Source organism: Streptomyces sp. NPDC107559, assembly GCF_055657365.1.
Genome location: NZ_JBVKBD010000003.1, coordinates 433989 through 453781, shown reverse-complemented (window position 1 = coordinate 453781; position 19793 = coordinate 433989). Strand labels below are relative to the sequence as shown.

General features: G+C 70.5%; 16 protein-coding genes and 1 tRNA gene. 12 read left to right on the top strand and 5 right to left on the bottom strand.

What is annotated here, in order from left to right; genetic code table 11:
• Genes yidD through rpmH form a run of 3 tightly spaced genes read right to left on the bottom strand, consistent with a single transcriptional unit; the run spans nucleotide 1 to nucleotide 891 of the window.
• Nucleotides 1-366, bottom strand: a complete 366-nt coding sequence (yidD, locus tag ACZ7OY_RS13465; RefSeq protein ID WP_351609118.1) for a membrane protein insertion efficiency factor YidD — start codon at nucleotides 364-366, stop codon at nucleotides 1-3.
• Entirely contained in the window at nucleotides 363-734 is a 372-nt protein-coding gene (rnpA, locus tag ACZ7OY_RS13460; protein WP_351609121.1) for a ribonuclease P protein component, read from the bottom strand. Before rnpA ends, yidD begins: the two co-directional genes overlap by 4 nt.
• A 19-nt stretch (nucleotides 735-753) precedes the next feature.
• On the bottom strand, nucleotides 754-891 hold the full coding sequence (gene rpmH / locus ACZ7OY_RS13455) for a 50S ribosomal protein L34 (protein ID WP_005482975.1): 138 nt from the start codon (nucleotides 889-891) through the stop codon (nucleotides 754-756).
• Nucleotides 892-1269: 378 nt separating this feature from the next.
• Between rpmH and dnaA the strand changes: the two genes are divergently transcribed.
• From dnaA to ACZ7OY_RS13405, 10 genes are all read left to right on the top strand, one after another.
• Complete coding sequence (gene dnaA / locus ACZ7OY_RS13450) at nucleotides 1270-3231, top strand: chromosomal replication initiator protein DnaA (RefSeq protein ID WP_471911524.1); 1962 nt, start codon at nucleotides 1270-1272, stop codon at nucleotides 3229-3231.
• 1118 nt (nucleotides 3232-4349) lie between these two features.
• Nucleotides 4350-5480: a DNA polymerase III subunit beta gene (gene dnaN / locus ACZ7OY_RS13445; protein ID WP_471911523.1), complete on the top strand. Its 1131-nt coding sequence runs from the start codon at nucleotides 4350-4352 to the stop codon at nucleotides 5478-5480.
• Between the two features lie 172 nt (nucleotides 5481-5652).
• Nucleotides 5653-6528: a phosphogluconate dehydrogenase (NAD(+)-dependent, decarboxylating) gene (gene gnd / locus ACZ7OY_RS13440; RefSeq protein ID WP_471911522.1), complete on the top strand. Its 876-nt coding sequence runs from the start codon at nucleotides 5653-5655 to the stop codon at nucleotides 6526-6528.
• A 40-nt stretch (nucleotides 6529-6568) separates the two neighbouring features.
• Nucleotides 6569-7693: a DNA replication/repair protein RecF gene (gene recF, locus ACZ7OY_RS13435; RefSeq protein ID WP_471911521.1), complete on the top strand. Its 1125-nt coding sequence runs from the start codon at nucleotides 6569-6571 to the stop codon at nucleotides 7691-7693.
• The gene (locus ACZ7OY_RS13430) at nucleotides 7690-8250 is read left to right on the top strand and encodes a DciA family protein (protein ID WP_471911520.1); all 561 of its coding nucleotides are present in this window, start codon (nucleotides 7690-7692) and stop codon (nucleotides 8248-8250) included. The genes recF and ACZ7OY_RS13430 overlap by 4 nt, the downstream gene beginning before the upstream one ends.
• Before the next feature lie 507 nt (nucleotides 8251-8757).
• A complete protein-coding gene (gyrB, locus tag ACZ7OY_RS13425) occupies nucleotides 8758-10842 on the top strand; it encodes a DNA topoisomerase (ATP-hydrolyzing) subunit B (RefSeq protein WP_471911519.1) in 2085 nt (694 codons plus the stop codon).
• Between the two features lie 42 nt (nucleotides 10843-10884).
• Complete coding sequence (gyrA, locus tag ACZ7OY_RS13420; protein ID WP_471911518.1) at nucleotides 10885-13479, top strand: DNA gyrase subunit A; 2595 nt, start codon at nucleotides 10885-10887, stop codon at nucleotides 13477-13479.
• A gap of 18 nt (nucleotides 13480-13497) precedes the next feature.
• Nucleotides 13498-14241 carry a DUF3566 domain-containing protein gene (locus tag ACZ7OY_RS13415; RefSeq protein ID WP_471911517.1) on the top strand — a complete coding sequence of 248 codons (744 nt, stop codon included), beginning with the start codon at nucleotides 13498-13500 and terminating at the stop codon, nucleotides 14239-14241.
• Between the two features lie 111 nt (nucleotides 14242-14352).
• Nucleotides 14353-14429, top strand: a tRNA-Ile gene (locus ACZ7OY_RS13410).
• Nucleotides 14430-14744: 315 nt separating this feature from the next.
• Nucleotides 14745-15641 (top strand): alpha/beta hydrolase, encoded by an 897-nt coding sequence (locus tag ACZ7OY_RS13405; protein WP_471911516.1) that lies wholly within the window; start codon nucleotides 14745-14747, stop codon nucleotides 15639-15641.
• A 98-nt stretch (nucleotides 15642-15739) separates the two neighbouring features.
• Here ACZ7OY_RS13405 and ACZ7OY_RS13400 read toward each other — a convergent pair whose 3' ends face one another.
• Nucleotides 15740-16099, bottom strand: coding sequence for a DUF6344 domain-containing protein (locus tag ACZ7OY_RS13400; protein WP_471911515.1), 360 nt, complete (start codon nucleotides 16097-16099; stop codon nucleotides 15740-15742).
• 360 nt (nucleotides 16100-16459) lie between these two features.
• Here ACZ7OY_RS13400 and ACZ7OY_RS13395 point away from each other — a divergent pair, with 360 nt between their 5' ends.
• Together ACZ7OY_RS13395 and ACZ7OY_RS13390 are read left to right on the top strand one after the other, a co-directional pair.
• Nucleotides 16460-16588, top strand: a complete 129-nt coding sequence (locus tag ACZ7OY_RS13395) for a DLW-39 family protein (protein WP_003999697.1) — start codon at nucleotides 16460-16462, stop codon at nucleotides 16586-16588.
• Between the two features lie 175 nt (nucleotides 16589-16763).
• Entirely contained in the window at nucleotides 16764-18143 is a 1380-nt protein-coding gene (locus tag ACZ7OY_RS13390; protein WP_471911514.1) for a hypothetical protein, read from the top strand.
• Here the strand turns inward: ACZ7OY_RS13390 and ACZ7OY_RS13385 are convergent.
• Nucleotides 18107-19756, bottom strand: a complete 1650-nt coding sequence (locus tag ACZ7OY_RS13385; RefSeq protein ID WP_471911513.1) for a serine/threonine-protein kinase — start codon at nucleotides 19754-19756, stop codon at nucleotides 18107-18109. The genes ACZ7OY_RS13390 and ACZ7OY_RS13385 overlap by 37 nt on opposite strands.
• Nucleotides 19757-19793 lie beyond the last annotated feature (37 nt).

The window sequence follows — 19793 nt, the reverse complement described above, 5'->3', positions numbered from 1 at the left end:
TCATGCTCCTTGGACATGGGACGGGGTCTCTGCGGCCGGGCTCGAGGGGTGGTCGGACATCCCCTGCCCCTCGGTGGCCGGTTCGGCGGCGGAGGTCCCGCCCTTGCGTGCGCGCCATGCGTTGCGCAGCAGTTCGTGCCACCGCGGACGCTTGCGCGGCGGAACATGGTCCACGCCACCGAGCGACCACGGGTTGCACCGCAGAATGCGCCAGGCGGTGAGTGCCGTTCCCTTGATCGCGCCGTGCCGGTCGATGGCCGTGTAGCCGTAGTGGGAGCACGACGGGTAGTACTTGCAGACCGGTCCCAGCAATGGACTGATCGTCCACTGGTACAGCTTGATCAGAGCCAGCAGCGGGTACTTCATCGCGCGCCCCCTCCCAGCAGCCGCTGAACTGCGGCGTCCAGGTCTCGGGCCAGCTGTGCATGGTCGGCGTCGCCCGCTCCGGGCAGCGCTCGTACGACTACCAGGCTACCGGGGGGAAACAGGGCGACTCGGTCACGCATCAGATGGCGCAGTCTGCGCTTCACTGTGTTGCGCACGACCGCGCCACCCACGGCCTTGCTCACGACGAAACCCGCACGCGTCCGGGGAGCGCTCTCCCCAGGCGCGTGCGGGTCCGTGACACCGCTACGAAGGTGGACGACGAGGAGCGGGCGTCCAGCCCGACGACCCCGTCGTACCGCGGCCGCGAAGTCCTCGCGCCGCCTCAGCCGATGCTCGGTAGGCAGCACGACGTCACGACCTGTGAAATCAGGCGGACAGGCTGGCGCGACCCTTGCTGCGGCGGTTCGCCAGGATCGCGCGGCCGGCACGGGTGCGCATCCGCAGGCGGAAGCCGTGGGTCTTGGCGCGACGACGGTTGTTCGGCTGGAAGGTGCGCTTGCTCACTCGGGGGCTCCAGAAATCAATCGGTAGTTGCGGGGTGCCGTCCTGGCTGTCACCGTGCGCCCACGAGTAGCTCGCGTTACGCCCGAGTGCACCGCTTCCCGATCACCGAAACGCGATCTGTGCCCATCGGAGGCAGGCGGCAGCAGCCATCGACAACTCGACCTGGTTACGGTACGCGGGGCTACGCCATCCGGTCAAACCGGGGCTCGCTGAGGGACACTGTCCACAGGCTGGGGACAACAACTTGAACCACACCCGCTGCCCTGACTACCGTGGCTGAACTCCGATTCGTTCCCTTGACCCCTGCCCCACCCGATTTGAAATCCCGATCCGTCCCGCAAGCGCACCCGCGTGGGACCCCGTGAGAGAGCGTGCCCTGTGGCTGACGTACCTGCCGATCTTGCCGCAGTGTGGCCACGCGTACTCGAACAACTTCTCGGCGAGGGCCGCGGACAGGGCGTCGAGGTCAAGGACGAACACTGGATCCGGCGCTGCCAGCCGCTCGCGCTGGTGGCCGACACGGCCCTGCTCGCCGTACCGAACGAGTTCGCCAAGAACGTGCTCGAAGGACGCCTCGCCCCCATTGTCAGCGAGAGCCTGAGCCGCGAGTGCGGCCGCCCCATCCGAATCGCGATCACCGTCGACGACTCCGCGGGCGAGCCCCCGGCTCCGCCGGCACCCCCCGCCCCGTCGCCCTCGCGCTACGAGGACGCCGAATCCCCCTCCGGCCAGTACGAGGGGGGATACGGCCGCCACCGCGCCGAGCCGTCCGCCCCCGCACAGGGCGACCAGCGTTCCCACCAGCGCGGCGAACAGATGCCCACCGCCCGCCCGGCCTACCCGTCCGAGTACCAGCGCCCCGAGCCCGGCGCCTGGCCCCGCCCGGCGCAGGACGAGTACAGCTGGCACCAGCAGCGCCTCGGCTTCCCGGAGCGCGACCCGTACGCCTCGCCGCCCCGTGACGCCTACGGCTCACCGCAGGACTCGTACGGCTCCACGGGTCCGGACACCTACGGCTCGTCCTCCCAGGACTCCTACGGCTCCAAGGGCCCGGACTCCTACGGCCCGCCGTCGGACTACCGCCCGCAGCCCATGGACCGGCCGCCCTACGACCAGCAGCGCTCCGACTACGAGTCGTCACGCGCGGACTACGACCAGCGCGAGCCCGCCCGCCGCGACCTGCCCGAGCCGCCCGCCGGCTCCGGACAGCCGCACCGCGGCGGCCCGGCCGGCTCCGGGCCGCCCACCGCCGGCGCGCCCGGCCCGCTGGCGGCGAAGCCCGCACCGGCCGCCGGACCCGGTGAGCCCACCGCGCGCCTGAACCCGAAGTACCTCTTCGACACCTTCGTCATCGGCGCCTCGAACCGGTTCGCCCACGCGGCCGCCGTCGCCGTCGCCGAGGCGCCCGCGAAGGCCTACAACCCCCTGTTCATCTACGGGGAGTCGGGCCTCGGCAAGACGCACCTGCTGCACGCGATCGGACACTACGCGCGCAGCCTCTACCCCGGCACCCGCGTGCGGTACGTGAGTTCCGAGGAGTTCACCAACGAGTTCATCAACTCCATCCGCGACGGCAAGGGCGACAGCTTCCGCAAGCGCTACCGCGAGATGGACATCCTGCTCGTCGACGACATCCAGTTCCTGGCGGACAAGGAGTCGACGCAGGAGGAGTTCTTCCACACCTTCAACACGCTCCACAACGCCAACAAGCAGATCGTGCTCTCCAGCGACCGGCCGCCCAAGCAGCTGGTGACCCTGGAGGACCGGCTGCGGAACCGATTCGAGTGGGGCCTGATCACCGACGTCCAGCCGCCCGAGCTGGAGACGCGGATCGCGATCCTGCGCAAGAAGGCGGTGCAGGAGCAGCTCAACGCCCCGCCGGAGGTGCTGGAGTTCATCGCCTCGCGGATCTCGCGCAACATCCGTGAGCTGGAGGGCGCGCTGATCCGGGTGACGGCGTTCGCCTCGCTCAACCGGCAGCCGGTGGACCTGGGCCTGACGGAGATCGTCCTCAAGGACCTCATCCCCGGCGGCGAGGACTCGGCTCCCGAGATCACCTCGACGGCCATCATGGGTGCCACCGCCGACTACTTCGGGCTGACGGTGGAGGACCTGTGCGGCACCTCGCGCGGCCGCGCGCTGGTGACGGCCCGGCAGATCGCCATGTATCTGTGCCGCGAGCTGACGGATCTCTCCCTGCCGAAGATCGGGGCGCTGTTCGGCGGCCGTGACCACACGACGGTGATGCACGCCGATCGCAAGATCCGCAATCTGATGGCCGAGCGCCGCTCCATCTACAACCAGGTGACGGAGCTGACCAACCGCATCAAGAACGGCTGACAGGACGGCCCGCACGGGCCGCCGAAGCGTCGAGGGCGCCCCCGGGAGCAGATCCCGGGGGCGCCCTCCGCCGTTCCCGGGAACTGCTCGACGGGGCGGCCGAGCAGGGCCGGTGGGGCTGACGCCCCAGCCCGCGACCCGGCCTCAGGCTCGGCCTCAGGCCCGGCCGCAGGACCCCGGCACCGGCCTCAGCTCCGACCGCAGGCCCGCCGACCCGGCCGTCGACCCGGCCGTCGAACCGGTCGCCGACCCGGCCTCAGATCCGGTCCCAGGCCCGTCGCACCGGCCGTACCACCCTCGCCGCGAGAAGCGGGCCCGCCGTCCGCGGGTCATCCACTGTTCGATTACTTGCGGGGTTACGGCCACCCTCCACAGATTGGGCGACTTTTTCCCGTCCACATCCTGGGGACTGGGAAGTTGTCCAGACGGTTTCCACAGGCGGCCCTGTTGAAGGACCATCAGACCAGGTCAGGTGGTTGTGGATTCGTGGACGAAGGATCTCCACAGACTGTGGACAACGCGACGGTCCACAAGCTGTGCACGAGGTTGTCCACCGACAACCCACAGGCAGAGGCTGCTTGTCCCCAGTGATCCCCGGCTTCTCCACAAGACTGTCCACTGTTCGGCAACCCTCCGCCGCTGCTCACTGCGTCGAGTGAAAGGCGTCACACGAAGGTGCCGGGTTGGGCTGTGGGAAAGGTGGGCAAAGCTGGGGACGACGCTGGGGAGAAGTGGCCCCCGGCTGTGCACGGTGTGTGCAGAACTTTCTGTTCTCCACAGAAACCCCGAGTTGTCCACTGCCGTCACCCACAGGGCCGGTGGACAAAAAATCGCCTCTGAGCTGCGAAAACGAGGTTATCCACGGTATCCACAGCCCCTACTACTACTCCCGACTAGAGAGAGCGAAGAATCCGTTTCGAAGGGGGTCCTGTGCACAACTCGCTGCTCGGTGCCCGGCTGCCCCTCGTCACGACTTGACCCCGATAGGCACCTACTGTCAGTGCCGTGCGTCAGACTGTTCCCCGGTGTCCTTCCCACCACGGGGACCGACGACACCGAGACAGACGACGAAGGCCAGGCAGAGCGAGAAGCGCCGGCAACAGCAGGAGGCGGCAACGGTGAAGATCCGGGTGGAACGCGACGTACTCGCGGAGGCAGTGGCCTGGGCGGCGCGCAGCCTCCCGGCCCGTCCGCCGGCGCCGGTCCTCGCCGGCCTCCTGCTGAAGGCCGAGGAAGGCCAGCTGAGCCTGTCCGGCTTCGACTACGAGGTCTCCGCACGCGTGTCGGTGGAGGCCGAGGTCGAGGAGGAGGGCACGGTCCTCGTCTCCGGCCGGCTGCTCGCCGACATCTGCCGCGCCCTCCCCAACCGCCCGGTGGAGATCTCCACAGACGGTGTACGGGCGACGGTGGTCTGCGGCTCCTCCCGGTTCACCCTCCACACCCTGCCTGTGGAGGAGTACCCGGCGCTTCCCCAGATGCCGAACGCGACGGGCACCGTCCCTGGCGAGGTCTTCGCCTCCGCCGTGCAGCAGGTCGCCATCGCGGCCGGCCGTGACGACACCCTGCCCGTCCTGACCGGTGTGCGCATCGAGATCGAGGGCGACACCGTCACGCTGGCCTCCACCGACCGCTACCGCTTCGCGGTCCGCGAGTTCCTGTGGAAGCCGGAGAACCCCGACGCGTCCGCGGTGGCCCTAGTGCCCGCCAAGACGCTCCTGGACACCGCCAAGGCCCTCACGAGCGGCGACAGCGTCATCCTGGCGCTGTCCGGCTCGGGCGCGGGCGAGGGCCTGATCGGTTTCGAGGGTGCCGGCCGTCGTACGACCACCCGGCTCCTGGAGGGCGACCTCCCGAAGTACCGCACGCTGTTCCCGACGGAGTTCAACAGCGTGGCCGTGATCGAGACCGCCCCCTTCGTGGAGGCCGTCAAGCGCGTCGCCCTGGTGGCCGAGCGCAACACCCCGGTGCGGCTCAGCTTCGAGCAGGGCGTGCTCATCCTGGAGGCCGGCTCCAGCGACGACGCACAGGCTGTGGAAAGGGTCGACGCCCAGCTCGAGGGCGACGACATCTCCATCGCCTTCAACCCGACGTTCCTGCTGGACGGCCTGAGCGCGATCGACTCGCCGGTGGCCCAGCTGTCCTTCACGACGTCCACCAAGCCCGCGCTGCTCAGCGGCAAGCCGGCGGTGGACGCGGAGGCGGACGTCGCCTACAAGTACCTGATCATGCCGGTGCGGCTGAGCGGCTGACGGTTGTCCACACCGTCCGCGGGTCCGGTGGACAACCGGACCCGCGGACGAAGCCGCAGGTGAGGGCGTACGTATGAGCGGGTATGCCCACAGGTGTGCGTGAGCGTCCGGGTTTAGGCTCGGACACAGGTACGAAAGTGCCCTCGCCACACAGCAACCTAAGGAACAACTGATGGAGCTCGGTCTCGTCGGCCTCGGCAAGATGGGCGGCAACATGCGCGAGCGGATCCGCCGCGCAGGTCACACCGTCATCGGATACGACCGCAACCAGGACCTCGCCGACGTCCACAGCCTGGAAGAACTTGTGGGCAAGCTCCCCGGCCCGCGGGTGGTCTGGGTGATGGTCCCGGCCGGCTCCGCGACCCAGGCCACGATCGACGAACTGGGTGAGCTGCTGGAGCCCGGTGACATCGTCGTGGACGGCGGGAACTCCCGCTGGACGGACGACGAGCAGCACGCGCGGGAGCTGGCGGCCAAGGGCATCGGCTTCGTCGACTGCGGCGTCTCCGGCGGTGTCTGGGGCCTGGAGAACGGCTACGCGCTGATGTACGGCGGTGACGCCGCCGACGTCGCCAAGGTGCAGCCCGTCTTCGACGCCCTCAAGCCCGAGGGGTCGTTCGGCGCGGTGCACGCGGGCAAGGTCGGCGCGGGCCACTTCGCGAAGATGGTCCACAACGGCATCGAGTACGCCATGATGCAGGCTTACGCCGAGGGCTGGGAGCTGCTGGAGAAGGTGGACTCCGTCACGGACGTGCGCGAGGTCTTCCGCTCCTGGCAGGAGGGCACGGTCATCCGTTCCTGGCTGCTCGACCTCGCGGTGAACGCCCTCGAAGAGGACGAGCACCTGGATGAGCTGAAGGGTTATGCACAGGATTCCGGCGAGGGGCGCTGGACTGTGGAAGCCGCCATCGACAACGCCGTGCCGCTGCCCGCGATCACGGCCTCGCTGTTCGCCCGGTTCGCCTCCCGCCAGGAGGACTCGCCGCAGATGAAGATGATCGCCGCGTTGCGCAACCAGTTCGGCGGCCACGCGGTCGAGAAGAAGTAGTCCGCTACCCGAAGGATCTGGGGGAGGTCGGTTCACGACCATGCACGTCACGCATCTGTCGCTGGCCGACTTCCGCTCGTACGCCCGGGCCGAGGTTCCGCTCGACCCGGGCGTCACCGCCTTCGTCGGCCCCAACGGCCAGGGCAAGACGAACCTCGTCGAGGCCGTCGGCTATCTGGCCACCCTGGGCAGCCACCGGGTCTCCTCCGACGCGCCGCTGGTCCGCATGGGCGCCGACCGCGCGATCGTCCGGGCCCAGGTCCGGCAGGGCGAACGGCAGCAACTGGTCGAGCTCGAGCTCAACCCGGGCAAGGCCAACCGGGCCCGTATCAACAGGTCGTCGCAGGTCAGGCCGCGTGACGTGCTGGGCATCGTACGGACGGTGCTGTTCGCTCCCGAGGATCTCGCGCTGGTCAAGGGCGATCCCGGGGAGCGGCGCCGTTTCCTCGACGAGCTGATCACCGCCCGCTCCCCGCGGATGGCCGGCGTGCGCGCCGACTACGAGCGGGTCCTCAAGCAGCGCAACACCCTGCTGAAGTCGGCCGCGCTGGCCCGCCGCCACGGCGGCCGCTCGATGGACATGTCCACGCTCGACGTGTGGGACCAGCACCTCGCGCGCACGGGCGCGGAGCTGCTCGCCCGGCGTCTCGACCTGGTGGCCGCGCTCCAGCCGCTCGCCGACAAGGCGTACGAGCAGCTGGCCCCCGGTGGCGGGCCGGTCGCCCTGGAGTACCGGCCGTCCGCGTCCGGGATCACCGGCCACACCCGTGAGGAGCTCCACGACCAGCTGATGGCGGCCCTGGCCGAGGCCCGCAAGCAGGAGATCGAGCGGGGCGTCACCCTGGTGGGGCCGCAGCGCGACGACCTGATGCTCAAGCTCGGGCAGCTCCCCGCCAAGGGCTATGCCTCGCACGGCGAGTCCTGGTCCTACGCGCTGGCGCTGCGGCTGGCTTCGTACGAGCTGCTGCGGGCCGAGGGGAACGAGCCGGTGCTGATCCTCGACGACGTCTTCGCCGAGCTCGACGCCCGTCGCCGGGAGCGGCTGGCCGAGCTGGTCGCCACCGGTGAGCAGGTCCTGGTGACGGCCGCGGTCGACGACGACGTCCCTCATGTGCTGGCGGGCGCGCGGTACGCCGTGGCCGACGGGACGGTCGAGCGGCTGTGAGCGGTCAGGAACCGGCCCGGGAGAAGGATTCCGGGCAGATACCCGGAAAGACACCCGAGCCCTCGGGTGTGGATCTCGCGCGGGTGGCGCTGCGGGCGGCCCGTGAGCAGGCACGCGCGCGTGGGGACGCGGCGCAGCAGAAGAGGCAGGCGCGCCGGGGTGGCGGTCTGCGTTCCGGGGCACGCGCCGACGGCCGTGACCCGATGGCGCTCGGCTCCGCGATCAGCCGGCTGCTGACCGAGCGCGGCTGGGAGACGCCCGCGGCGGTGGGCGGGGTGATGGGCCGCTGGCCGGAGATCGTCGGTGCGGACGTGGCCAAGCACTGTGTTCCGGAGAAGTACGACGAGGACGAGCGGGTGCTGGTGGTGCGCTGCGACTCCACGGCCTGGGCGACGAACCTGCGCCTGCTCGCCCCGACGCTGGTGGCCCGGCTGAACGAGGACCTCGGGCACGGCGCGGTGAAGCTGATCAAGGTGTTCGGGCCCAGCGCCCCGGTCCGTCGGTACGGTCCGCTGCGCGCTCCGGGCAGCACCGGGCCCGGTGACACCTACGGGTGAGCCGAGGGTGATCGCGGGTCGGCCCGTGTCCGCCGGGGCGGGCTGCCGCCGGCCTGCTGGAGGGCCTTCGCGGGGCTGTCCGGAGGCCGGCTCCGGGCTGTCGCGGGCCTGATCCGGGGCCGATTGCGGGCCGGCCGGGGGCCGCGTGGAGGTGACTTACCTCACGTGGTGGGGGTACGGGGTGCTTTCGTCGTACGACCGCACGCGGTTGCGAATTCTGATCTGACCCCTGAGTAGCAAAGGGTTGACACCTCAAAGCGCTGAGTGCCGCTGTGAGCCTCTTGGAGCCCCCATCCGTATATCGGGACCCGGAAGAGCCCGGTTCAGGGCGGCACATGCGGACTCAGGTACCGGCAAACCCCCATCACTGTCGGCGCAACCGGTAGACTGGAAGCAGATCCCGCCCCAAACGTGGGGACCGCCCGGGAGAAGCTGAGCAACGCTGATCAAGGCTTACCAACGCAACATGCCGCAGCCGCTCCGGCAACCTGCCGACGAGCCTGGCTCGTGCTGTGCCAGAAAGGGCGCTTCGTGGCCGATTCCGGCAACACCGACGAGAACATCCCGTCCACCGACGAAGGCGCGAACGACGTGGCCACCCCCTCGGGCGGCGAGGTAACCGCCTCGTACGACGCCAGCGCCATCACCGTCCTCGAGGGTCTGGACGCGGTCCGCAAGCGACCCGGTATGTACATCGGCTCGACCGGTGAGCGCGGTCTGCACCACCTCGTGTACGAGGTCGTCGACAACTCCGTCGACGAGGCGCTGGCCGGGCACGCGGACACGATCGACGTGACGATCCTCGCCGACGGCGGTGTCCGTGTGATCGACAACGGCCGTGGCATCCCGGTGGGCATCGTCGCCTCCGAGGGCAAGCCGGCCCTGGAGGTCGTGCTGACCGTGCTGCACGCGGGCGGCAAGTTCGGCGGCGGCGGCTACGCGGTCTCCGGCGGTCTGCACGGCGTGGGCGTCTCGGTGGTGAACGCCCTGTCCAGCAAGGTCTCCGTCGAGGTCAGGACGGACGGCCACCGCTGGACGCAGGACTACAAGATGGGCGTCCCCACGGCGCCGCTGGTCAAGCACGAGGCCATCGAGGAGACCGGCACCTCGGTCACCTTCTGGGCCGACGCGGACATCTTCGAGACCACCGAGTACTCCTTCGAGACGCTCTCGCGGCGTTTCCAGGAGATGGCGTTCCTCAACAAGGGCCTGACGATCAAGCTCACCGACGAGCGCGAGTCGGCGAAGGCCACGGCCGGGGCGGACGAGGCGGGTGCGGACGAGAAGAGCGAGGTCAAGACCGTCACGTACCACTACGAGGGCGGCATCGTCGACTTCGTGAAGTACCTCAACTCCCGCAAGGGGGAGCCGGTGCACCCGTCGGTCATCGACCTGGAGGCCGAGGACAGGGACAAGAGCCTGTCCCTCGAGGTCGCGATGCAGTGGAACAGCGGTTACAGCGAGGGTGTGTACTCCTTCGCCAACATCATCCACACGCATGAGGGCGGTACGCACGAAGAGGGCTTCCGCGCGGCGCTCACCAACCTGATCAACAAGTACGCGCGCGACAAGAAGCTGCTGCGCGACAAGGACGACAACCTCACGGGTGACGACATCCGCGAGGGTCTGACGGCGATCATCTCGGTGAAGCTCAGCGAGCCGCAGTTCGAGGGCCAGACCAAGACCAAGCTGGGCAACACCGAGGCGAAGACCTTCGTCCAGAAGGCGGTCTACGAGCACCTCGCCGACTGGCTGGACCGCAACCCGGTGGAGGCCGCGGACATCGTCCGCAAGGGCATCCAGGCGGCCACCGCGCGCGTGGCGGCCCGCAAGGCGCGTGACCTCACCCGTCGCAAGGGTCTGCTTGAGTCGGCCTCGCTGCCGGGCAAGCTCTCCGACTGCCAGTCGAACGACCCCACCAAGTGCGAGATCTTCATCGTCGAGGGTGACTCCGCCGGCGGTTCGGCCAAGTCCGGCCGCAACCCGCAGTACCAGGCGATCCTCCCGATCCGCGGCAAGATCCTCAACGTGGAGAAGGCGAGGATCGACAAGATCCTCCAGAACCAGGAGATCCAGGCTCTGATCTCCGCCTTCGGCACGGGTGTGCACGAGGACTTCGACATCTCCAAGCTCCGCTATCACAAGATCATCCTGATGGCGGACGCCGACGTCGACGGCCAGCACATCAACACCCTGCTGCTGACCTTCCTGTTCCGCTTCATGCGGCCGCTGGTCGAGGCGGGTCATGTGTTCCTCTCCCGTCCCCCGCTCTACAAGATCAAGTGGGGCCGGGACGACGCGGAGTACGCGTACTCGGACCGGGAGCGCGACGCGCTGATCGAGCTCGGCCGGCAGCGTGGCAAGCGGGTCCGTGAGGACTCGATCCAGCGCTTCAAGGGTCTCGGCGAGATGAACGCCGAGGAGCTGCGCATCACCACGATGGACCAGGAGCACCGCGTCCTCGGCCAGGTCACCCTGGACGACGCGGCCCAGGCCGACGACCTGTTCTCGGTCCTGATGGGCGAGGACGTCGAGGCCCGGCGTCAGTTCATCCAGCGCAACGCCAAGGACGTCCGCTTCCTCGACATCTGAGTCGGTCTCAGCTGACCGCATCAGAAAGGATCCTCACCAGCAATGACCGACGAGAACACGCCTGCCGCGCCTGAAGAGGGCGGCGAGATCGTCCTTCGTGTCGAGCCCGTCGGGCTCGAGACGGAGATGCAGCGCTCCTACCTCGACTACGCGATGTCCGTCATCGTCTCGCGCGCGCTGCCCGACGTCCGGGACGGCCTCAAGCCCGTCCACCGGCGCGTGCTGTACGCCATGTACGACGGCGGCTACCGCCCCGAGCGCGGCTTCTACAAGTGCGCCCGCGTCGTCGGCGACGTCATGGGCAACTACCACCCGCACGGCGACTCCTCGATCTACGACGCGCTGGTCCGCCTCGCGCAGCCGTGGTCGATGCGGATGCCGCTGGTGGACTCCAACGGCAACTTCGGCTCCCCGGGCAACGACCCGGCGGCGGCGATGCGGTACACCGAGTGCAAGCTCGCGCCGCTGTCGATGGAGATGGTCCGTGACATCGACGAGGAGACCGTCGACTTCACGGACAACTACGACGGCCGCTCCCAGGAGCCGACCGTCCTGCCCGCCCGCTTCCCGAACCTGCTGATCAACGGTTCGGCGGGCATCGCGGTCGGCATGGCCACCAACATCCCGCCGCACAACCTGCGCGAGGTCGCGGCCGGCGCCCAGTGGTACCTGGAGAACCCCGAAGCCTCGCACGAGGAGCTGCTGGACGCCCTCATCGAGCGCATCAAGGGCCCGGACTTCCCGACCGGCGCCCTCGTGGTGGGCCGCAAGGGCATCGAGGAGGCCTACCGCACGGGCCGCGGCTCGATCACCATGCGCGCGGTCGTCGAGGTCGAGGAGATCCAGAACCGCCAGTGCCTGGTGGTCACCGAGCTGCCGTACCAGGTCAACCCGGACAACCTCGCGCAGAAGATCGCCGACCTGGTGAAGGACGGCAGGATCGGCGGCATCGCCGACGTGCGCGACGAGACCTCGTCCCGCACCGGTCAGCGGCTGGTCATCGTCCTGAAGCGGGACGCGGTCGCCAAGGTCGTGCTGAACAACCTGTACAAGCACACCGACCTCCAGACGAACTTCGGCGCCAACATGCTGGCGCTCGTCGACGGTGTGCCGCGCACGCTCTCCCTGGACGCGTTCATCCGCCACTGGGTGACGCACCAGATCGAGGTCATCGTCCGCCGTACGCGCTTCCGGCTGCGCAAGGCGGAGGAGCGGGCGCACATCCTGCGCGGCCTGCTGAAGGCCCTGGACGCCATCGACGAGGTCATCGCGCTGATCCGGCGCAGCGACACCGTCGAGATCGCGCGCGGGGGCCTGATGGAGCTCCTGGAGATCGACGAGATCCAGGCCAACGCCATCCTCGAGATGCAGCTGCGCCGGCTGGCCGCCCTGGAGCGTCAGAAGATCGTCCAGGAGCACGACGAGCTCCAGGCGAAGATCGCCGAGTACAACGCGATCCTGGCCTCCCCGGTCCGCCAGCGGGCGATCGTCAGCGAGGAACTGGGCGCGATCGTCGACAAGTTCGGCGACGACCGCAAGACCATGCTGGTGCCCTACGACGGTGACATGTCCATCGAGGACCTCATCGCCGAGGAGGACATCGTCGTCACCGTCACGCGCGGTGGCTACGTCAAGCGCACCAAGGCGGACGACTACCGGGCGCAGAAGCGCGGCGGCAAGGGCGTACGCGGCGCGAAGCTCAAGGAAGACGACATCGTCGACCACTTCTTCGTGTCGACGACGCACCACTGGCTGCTGTTCTTCACCAACAAGGGCCGCGTCTACCGTGCGAAGGCGTACGAGCTGCCCGACGCCGGCCGGGACGCGCGCGGCCAGCACGTGGCGAACCTGCTGGCCTTCCAGCCGGACGAGGCGATCGCCGAGATCCTCGCGATCCGGGACTACGAGGCGGTGCCGTACCTGGTGCTGGCCACGAAGGCCGGTCTGGTCAAGAAGACGCCGCTGAAGGATTACGATTCGCCGCGTTCGGGTGGTGTCATCGCCATCAACCTGCGGGAGCGGGAGGACGGTTCCGACGACGAACTGATCGGAGCCGAACTCGTCTCGGCTGATGATGATCTACTGCTGATCAGCAAGAAGGCCCAGTCGATCAGGTTCACCGCCTCGGACGACACTCTGCGGCCCATGGGGCGTGCCACCTCGGGCGTCAAGGGCATGAGTTTCCGCGAGGGCGACGAGCTGCTCTCGATGAATGTTGTTCGACCGGGTACGTTCGTGTTCACTGCCACCGACGGCGGATACGCGAAGCGGACCGCCGTCGACGAGTACCGCGTCCAGGGCCGCGGCGGCCTCGGCATCAAGGCTGCCAAGATCGTCGAGGACCGTGGATCGCTCGTCGGAGCGTTGATTGTCGAGGAGAGCGACGAGATCCTCGCCATCACGCTGTCCGGTGGTGTGATTCGCACGCGAGTCAGCGAGGTCAGGGAGACGGGCCGTGACACCATGGGCGTCCAACTGATCAACCTGGGCAAGCGCGATGCCGTCGTCGGTATCGCACGTAACGCCGAGGCGGGACGCGAGGCGGAGGAGGTCGACGGCGATGCCGCCGTGGACGAGTCCGCCGAAGACGTCACGGCCATCGGCACGGACGAGGGCGAGGAGCCCTCGGCCGAGTAGCACGAGGAGTGAGTCATCGTGAGCGGAGCCACAGGCGCCGGACCGTCCGGTACCTCGATCGGTACGGAAACGGACGGCGGCGGCCGTGGCTCCGCCACGAATGCGACAGACTCGCACTCGACTGACACTCATGGAACCCAGGGGGGAACTGTGACGGACACCCGAGGCCCGCAGACCCAGCAGACGGCTGGAGCGGGCCCGGCCGCCCCGGCCGCCCCGGCGCAGCCGCCCGGCCAGCCCGGCATGCACGCCGGCTCGCCGCTGCCGGGGGAGCGCCAGCCCCAGCAGCCTGCCGGGCCCTACCACCCGCCGCAGGCCTACCAGACGCCCGCGCCGGCCGCTCCGGCGTCCGCGGTGCGCCGGCCGCGTACCGGCGCCCGTACGACGCCGCGGGTGCGCAAGGCCCGCCTGCGGGTCGCCAAGGCCGACCCGTGGTCGGTGATGAAGGTCAGCTTCCTGCTCTCCATCGCCCTGGGCATCTGCACGATCGTCGCGGCGGCCGTGCTGTGGATGGTCATGGACGCGATGGGCGTCTTCTCGACCGTCGGCGGCACCATCTCCGAGGCCACCGGCTCGAACGAGTCGAACGGCTTCGACCTCCAGTCGTTCCTGTCGCTGCCGAACGTCCTGATGTTCACGACGATCATCGCGGTGATCGACGTCATCCTCGCGACGGCTCTCGCGACCCTCGGGGCGTTCATCTACAACCTCTCCGCGGGCTTCGTGGGCGGCGTCGAGCTGACGCTGGCCGAGGACGAGTGACCTCCGCCGACGGCCTCGCCACCGCCCCGGCGACTACCGATTTTGGGACTGCCCAGGTCGTGCGCTAATCTTCAGGAGTCAGCGCGCGGGACACACACCGCAAAGCGCGGCGGGGCTATAGCTCAGTTGGTTAGAGCGCATCCCTGATAAGGATGAGGCCACAGGTTCAAATCCTGTTAGCCCCACCAGCATGAAGACCCCCGGTCCACTCGGACCGGGGGTCTTCTGCATCAGCGGCTGATACCGGCCGTCTGTCGGCCGGCGCCTCCCCAGGCGCGGCTGAGGGGCCGGTGAGAGCCCGAAGGCACGGAGCGCTGCCGGGCCCCCTGAGGCGCCTGGCGGGCGGCTGAGGGGGCCGCACCGCCTGGTCCCACCGGAACGCCGTGGCGTCCCGCGGTGCCCGACCCTGCGGGAGGTCGGGCGCGGGCCCGGCGGGAGCTTAAGGTCCAGTGTCCGACGGAGAGTTGGGGCGCGGGGAAGGGCCCGCGGGAGAGGGGACCTCGATGTCGTACGACGGTGCAGGGAACCGGGGGCCGGGATCCGGGCCCGGTCTGCCCGCAGGGCCCGACCTGCCCGACCTGGTCGTCCGGCTGCGCGCCGCGGCGTACGAGCGGCGTGCCGTCCGTCCCCGGGGTCCCGAACTGCCCCGGGTGGCGGACGGCTTCGTCACCACGGACGCCGGAGCCGTTCCCGTCCGCCGCTACCGCCCCGGAGACGGACCGCGCCCGCTGCTGGTGTACCTGCACGGCGGCGGGTTCGTCTTCGGCGACCTCGACACCCACGACCGCACCTGCCGTCGTATCGCGCAGGCCTGTGACGTGGACGTCCTCGCGGTCGACTACCGGCTGGCCCCCGAGCACCCCCACCCTGCGGGCGTGCGGGACGCCGTGGCGGTGCTGCGCGCCGTACGGCCCGACGCGGTGGCCGGCGACAGCGCCGGCGGCTTCCTCGCCACCGCGGCATGTCTCGTGCTGCGCGACGAGGGCGGGCCGCTGCCCGCGCTGCAGGCCCTGTTCTGCCCGAACACCGATCTGCTGCTCCGTCAGCCGTCCATCACCGAGAAGGGCACCGGTCACGGCCTGGACGCGGAGGACCTCGCCGTCTTCGTCGAGCAGTTCGTCCCGGACCCCGCCCGGCGCCGCGCCGCTTCCCCGCTGCACGCCGACGATCTGTCAGGACTGCCCGGCGCCCTGATCGTCACCGCCGAGCACGACGCGCTGCGCGACGAGGGCGACGCCTACGCCCACAGGCTCGTAGAGGCCGGTGTGCCGGTCCGTCACCGGGTCGAACCCGGGCTCGTCCACGGGTTCATCCAGGGCATGGACCTCACCGACCCGGCCGCGGCGGCCGCCCACGAGCGTCTCTTCGCCGATCTGCGGGAGCTGATCCCGCGGTCCTAGGGCCCGTCCGGCCGACGAAGAGGCCCTCGACCTGGTCCAGGTCGAGGGCCTGCGCGTTCGGTCGTCGGCGCCGTGCGGAAGTCCGCCGGCCGCGGCTGTCACTGCTGGAGGGGCGCGGGGGGCTCGTCCGGGGCCTCGGGGCCTTCACAGACGGACTGGACCGGCGGGGCCGCCTCGGTGTCCGCCGTCGGGCGGTTGCGGCAGCTCGGGGACTTTCCGTGGGCCTCGGCCCGGATCCGCTGTTTCATCGTGGGAGGCAGGGACCGGTCGAAGGACCAGAGCCAGGGGGCCGGGGCCGGAACCGTCATTCCCAGGGCGTTGCTGCTGCTCTTGCGGATCGGCTCGGTCCGGGCTACCGCAGTCGTGGCGGTCGTCGTGACGAGTCCGAGCGCCGTGCACAGCGCGAGGAAGGCGGTGACGATGACGGTCCACAGTTTCGTGACCTGGTTGCGGCCCATGGCCCCTCACATTCGGGTCGGTCGATTTGCGTACTTTGTTCATGATGTGTATGTCGGTCGCGAAGTGGTGGACCGACGCCCACGGCGCGTCGATCTTCGGATCAACACCACACGGATGGGTGCAAGGGGGGTCAAAAATCGGAAGAGGGGGAGCAGGCGGGCGCAATGCGGGCGAAGTCGCTGCGCGTGGAGGGGTGCTCACTCTCCGGCAGCCGTGCTGGTCGGCGGGGTTCGGGCCGCTCGTACTGCGCTGTCGTGGACCGCAGTTGGGGCCCCGATGCAGGTCACTGATCGGTATCGGCCGGTGTGTATAGTCGGGCGCCAGAGGTCCCCTACGTCAAGGAAAGACGAGGTCGCGCGGTGAAGAAGCTTCTCCTGGTCGCACTGGCCGCCATCGGCGGGCTCCTCGTGTACCGCCAGATCCAGGCGGATCGCGCCGAGCAGGATCTGTGGACGGAGGCGACTGACTCCGTGCCCACGGGTTCGTGAGTACCGACACCGGATTCTGAACAGACCCCGACCGCCCCTGCGGTCGGGGTTTTGTGTTGTCCGCGGCCTTCGGTTTCGGACGCTCGTACGGATTGACCGGGTGCCCCGCCGCCCGGCGGGGCAGGATGGGCGACGTTCCGGTCCGGCAGCGGCGAGGGGGCGCGTGGTGGGGCGCGTGTGGGGACGGTGTACGAGGGCGTGGAGACACGCCGGGGTCCGGCGGAGGCGGCCGCGGGCACGTGCGGTTGCCGCGACGGCGGTTCTGTGCGCCCTGGCGGCCACCGCGGCCGTACCGGGCGCGGCAGCCGTCCCCCGCACGTCGGCCGCCTCCGGGGCGTCGTCCGCGTCCGAGGCTCCCGGCTACGCCTTCGCCGAAGGCGACCGGAGCGTCGTCGGCGCGGCCGGGACCGCGGACGCGGGGCGCCTGGATCCCGGGGAGACCTACCGGAGCACCCTCCCGAAGAGCGGCAAGACCTACTACCGCCTGGAGCTCGACGCCACGTCGAGCACGTACGCCGCCGCCACCGCCGTGCCCGCCCCGGACGCCTCGATCGCCGCCGTGGACGGGATCAGGGTCTCCGTACAGGACTCGGACGGCCACGCCTGCTCGTACGACTCGGCGATCTTCGGAGCCGCTCGCAGTCCGCGGCCCGTCACGGCGTGGGGCGCGCGGGAGGTGTCCCCGGCCAGAACCCTGTGCCGGGAGCCGGGCACGTACTACCTGGTCGTGGAGCGGCTCGGTAGGGCGGACACCGCGCCGCGGGCCTGGGACCTGGAGCTCGCCGTGTTCTCGGAACCCCGGCCGGAGCAGGCCGGCGCGACGCGTGCGCCCGAGGTCTGGAACTCCGCTTCCCCCGCCCCGCTCGGGGACGAGCCGCGCGAGCGCCAGGGCGGTGCGGGCTTCGGCTCGGCGACCGCGGTCGGGCAGGGGGTCTGGCGGGCGGACATCGTGCCCGGACAGACGCTCTTCTACAAGGTGCCCGTCGGCTGGGGACGACAGCTGTACGCCACCGCCGACTTGGGCAGCGCGAGCGGCGGCAGCGGCTACGCCGTGGGAGCCCTGGTGCTGTCGCTGTACAACCCGGTGCGCGCGCAGGTCGAGGACGTGGGCGTCAGCTACGACGGCACACAGAAGTCCGCCGCACTCGCCCCCGTGCCACCGGTCCGCTACGCCAACCGCTACGACGCCACCGACGCGGTCGGCGCGATGCGCTTCGCCGGTTCCTACTACCTGGTGGTGCATCTCGCCGCGCAGGTGGCCGACCGGTTCGGCGCCGGCCCGTTCGGGCTGACGCTGCGGGTACGGGTCGCCGGCGCCGGGGAGGCCGGGCCGGGATACGCGGGACGGTCCGCCCCGCAGGGCGTTTTCGAGGTCACGGCGCAGGACCGGGCGGCCGCGGAGGGCGGCGCGGGCCGCGACACCGCGATGACGGCGCTCGCCGCGGGCGGGATCGGCATGGGCAGTGTGCTGCTGCTGGGCCTCGGGGTGTGGACGGCTGCGGCGCGCCGCAGGGACGCTCAGACGCGGGCCAGGGCCCAGAACCCCACGGCGTAGCAGGCCAGCGCCAGCAGCAGCAGCGGGACGGCCACCCGGGCGGGCGGGCCGGGGCGGCGCCGGGCACGGTGGCGTGCGGTCTCCCGGGCCGCCGGTGGCGTCTGCGGGACTTCGGCGGTGTACGAGGCGGTGGAGGCGTCGGCGTGCCCCGGCCGCGGGCGGGAGGCCGGGAGCGGGGGCGCGGGCGGGGTGTACGTGGGCTCGTCGGGGGAGGCGGGCACGGGGTGCCGGGGCGCGAGGGCTTCGGGGGTGGGCGTCCTGGACGTCCTGGGCGGCGGAAGGTGGAAGCTGCCGGTGTCCGACATGGACGCCGCGCGGGACGGCGCCGGGGCGGCCGGAGCGGCCGCATGGGCGGGCAGGGACACAGAGGGGGCCGGTCGAGCGGCGGACGGAGACGGGGCCGGTGCGGGGGCCGGTGGGGACGGGGACGGGGACGCGGTGGGGGCGGGGGCTGCCGGCGCCGGGGACGGGGTGGAGGGCGGGAGGCTCGGGCTCAGGCGTGGGTCGGTGGGGGCGGTGCCCGGGCCGGCCGCGCGGACCGTGGTGCCGGTGCTGTGCCCGCTGTCCGGCGCGCCGCCCGCCGGGCCGGTGGCCGTGTTCCTGTCCGGAGCGGCGGGCGTGCCCGGGGTGCGGCTCGGGTCGGAGATCGTGCCTGGGCCGGGCGAGGTGCCAGGGTCCGCCGGGACGGCGGAGGCGGGACGCGGCGGCCGGGGTCCGAGGGAGGGCGCCGGACCGAGTGGCCCGTCGGGTCCGAACCCCGCGGGGAGCGGACCGAGTTGGTCGAAGATCTCGATCAGGTCGTCGTCGAGGCCGGGCTCCGGCAGCAGCTCGGCGGCCGCGCCGAGCGCCTTGCGCGCTCCCGTGGCCGTACGGAACCGGGCTTGCGGGTCCGGCTGCAACAGCATCGCCACGACCTGCCAGAGCGGCTCGGGGATGCCCTCGGGCGCTCCCGGCGTCCCGTGCGCCGCGAAGTACTGCACCAGCGCCTTGGCGTCGGGCTTGGCGCCCTCCAGCAGATACAGCGTGACCAGCCCCACGGCGAACAGGTCGGCAGCGAAGTCCGGCTCCGCGCCCATCAGCTGCTCGGGCGCCAGGTAACCGGGCGTCCCCACCACGAGGTTGGTCTCCGTCAGACGGGGCTCGCCGAGCCGCATCGCGATGCCGAAGTCGGACAGCCGCAGCCGGGGCCGGGCCGTCCCGGTGGCTTCGAGCAGCACGTTGGCGGGTTTGATGTCGCGGTGCACGACGCCTTCCGTGTGCACCGCGGCCAGTCCGGCCAGGAGCTGGTCGATCAGGGTGCAGACGAACGCCGGCGGCAGCGGGCCGTAGTCGCCGATCAGATGGACCAGCGAACCACCCGCGACCAGGTCCATGGTGAACAGGACCTTGTCGTCGTCGGCGGCCCAGCTGGCGGGCGCGAGCACATGGGGATGGTCGATGCGCATCGCCTGCTCGCGCACGAAGCGCAGCAGCGAGTGCGCGTCGCTCTGCTGAAGGACCTTGGCGGCCACATAGCGGCGTCGGCGGTGGTCCCAGGCGCGCCAGACGGCGCCGACCCCGCCGCGTCCGATCGGGTCGACCAGTTCGTACCGGCCGGCGAAGACCTCACCCATGGCTGTGCGCTGCTCCTCCCCCTGAGGCGTTCCCTCT

Excerpts from the sequence above, each read along its gene's own strand:
- yidD (WP_351609118.1), bottom strand. The coding sequence starts at position 366 with ATGAAGTACCCGCTGCTGGCTCTGATCAAGCTGTACCAGTGGACGATC.
- gnd (WP_471911522.1), top strand. The coding sequence starts at position 5,653 with ATGGAGCTCGGTCTCGTCGGCCTCGGCAAGATGGGCGGCAACATGCGC.
- recF (WP_471911521.1), top strand. The coding sequence starts at position 6,569 with ATGCACGTCACGCATCTGTCGCTGGCCGACTTCCGCTCGTACGCCCGG.
- gyrA (WP_471911518.1), top strand. The coding sequence starts at position 10,885 with ATGACCGACGAGAACACGCCTGCCGCGCCTGAAGAGGGCGGCGAGATC.
- ACZ7OY_RS13405 (WP_471911516.1), top strand. The coding sequence starts at position 14,745 with ATGTCGTACGACGGTGCAGGGAACCGGGGGCCGGGATCCGGGCCCGGT.
- ACZ7OY_RS13400 (WP_471911515.1), bottom strand. The coding sequence starts at position 16,099 with ATGGGCCGCAACCAGGTCACGAAACTGTGGACCGTCATCGTCACCGCC.
- ACZ7OY_RS13385 (WP_471911513.1), bottom strand. The coding sequence starts at position 19,756 with ATGGGTGAGGTCTTCGCCGGCCGGTACGAACTGGTCGACCCGATCGGA.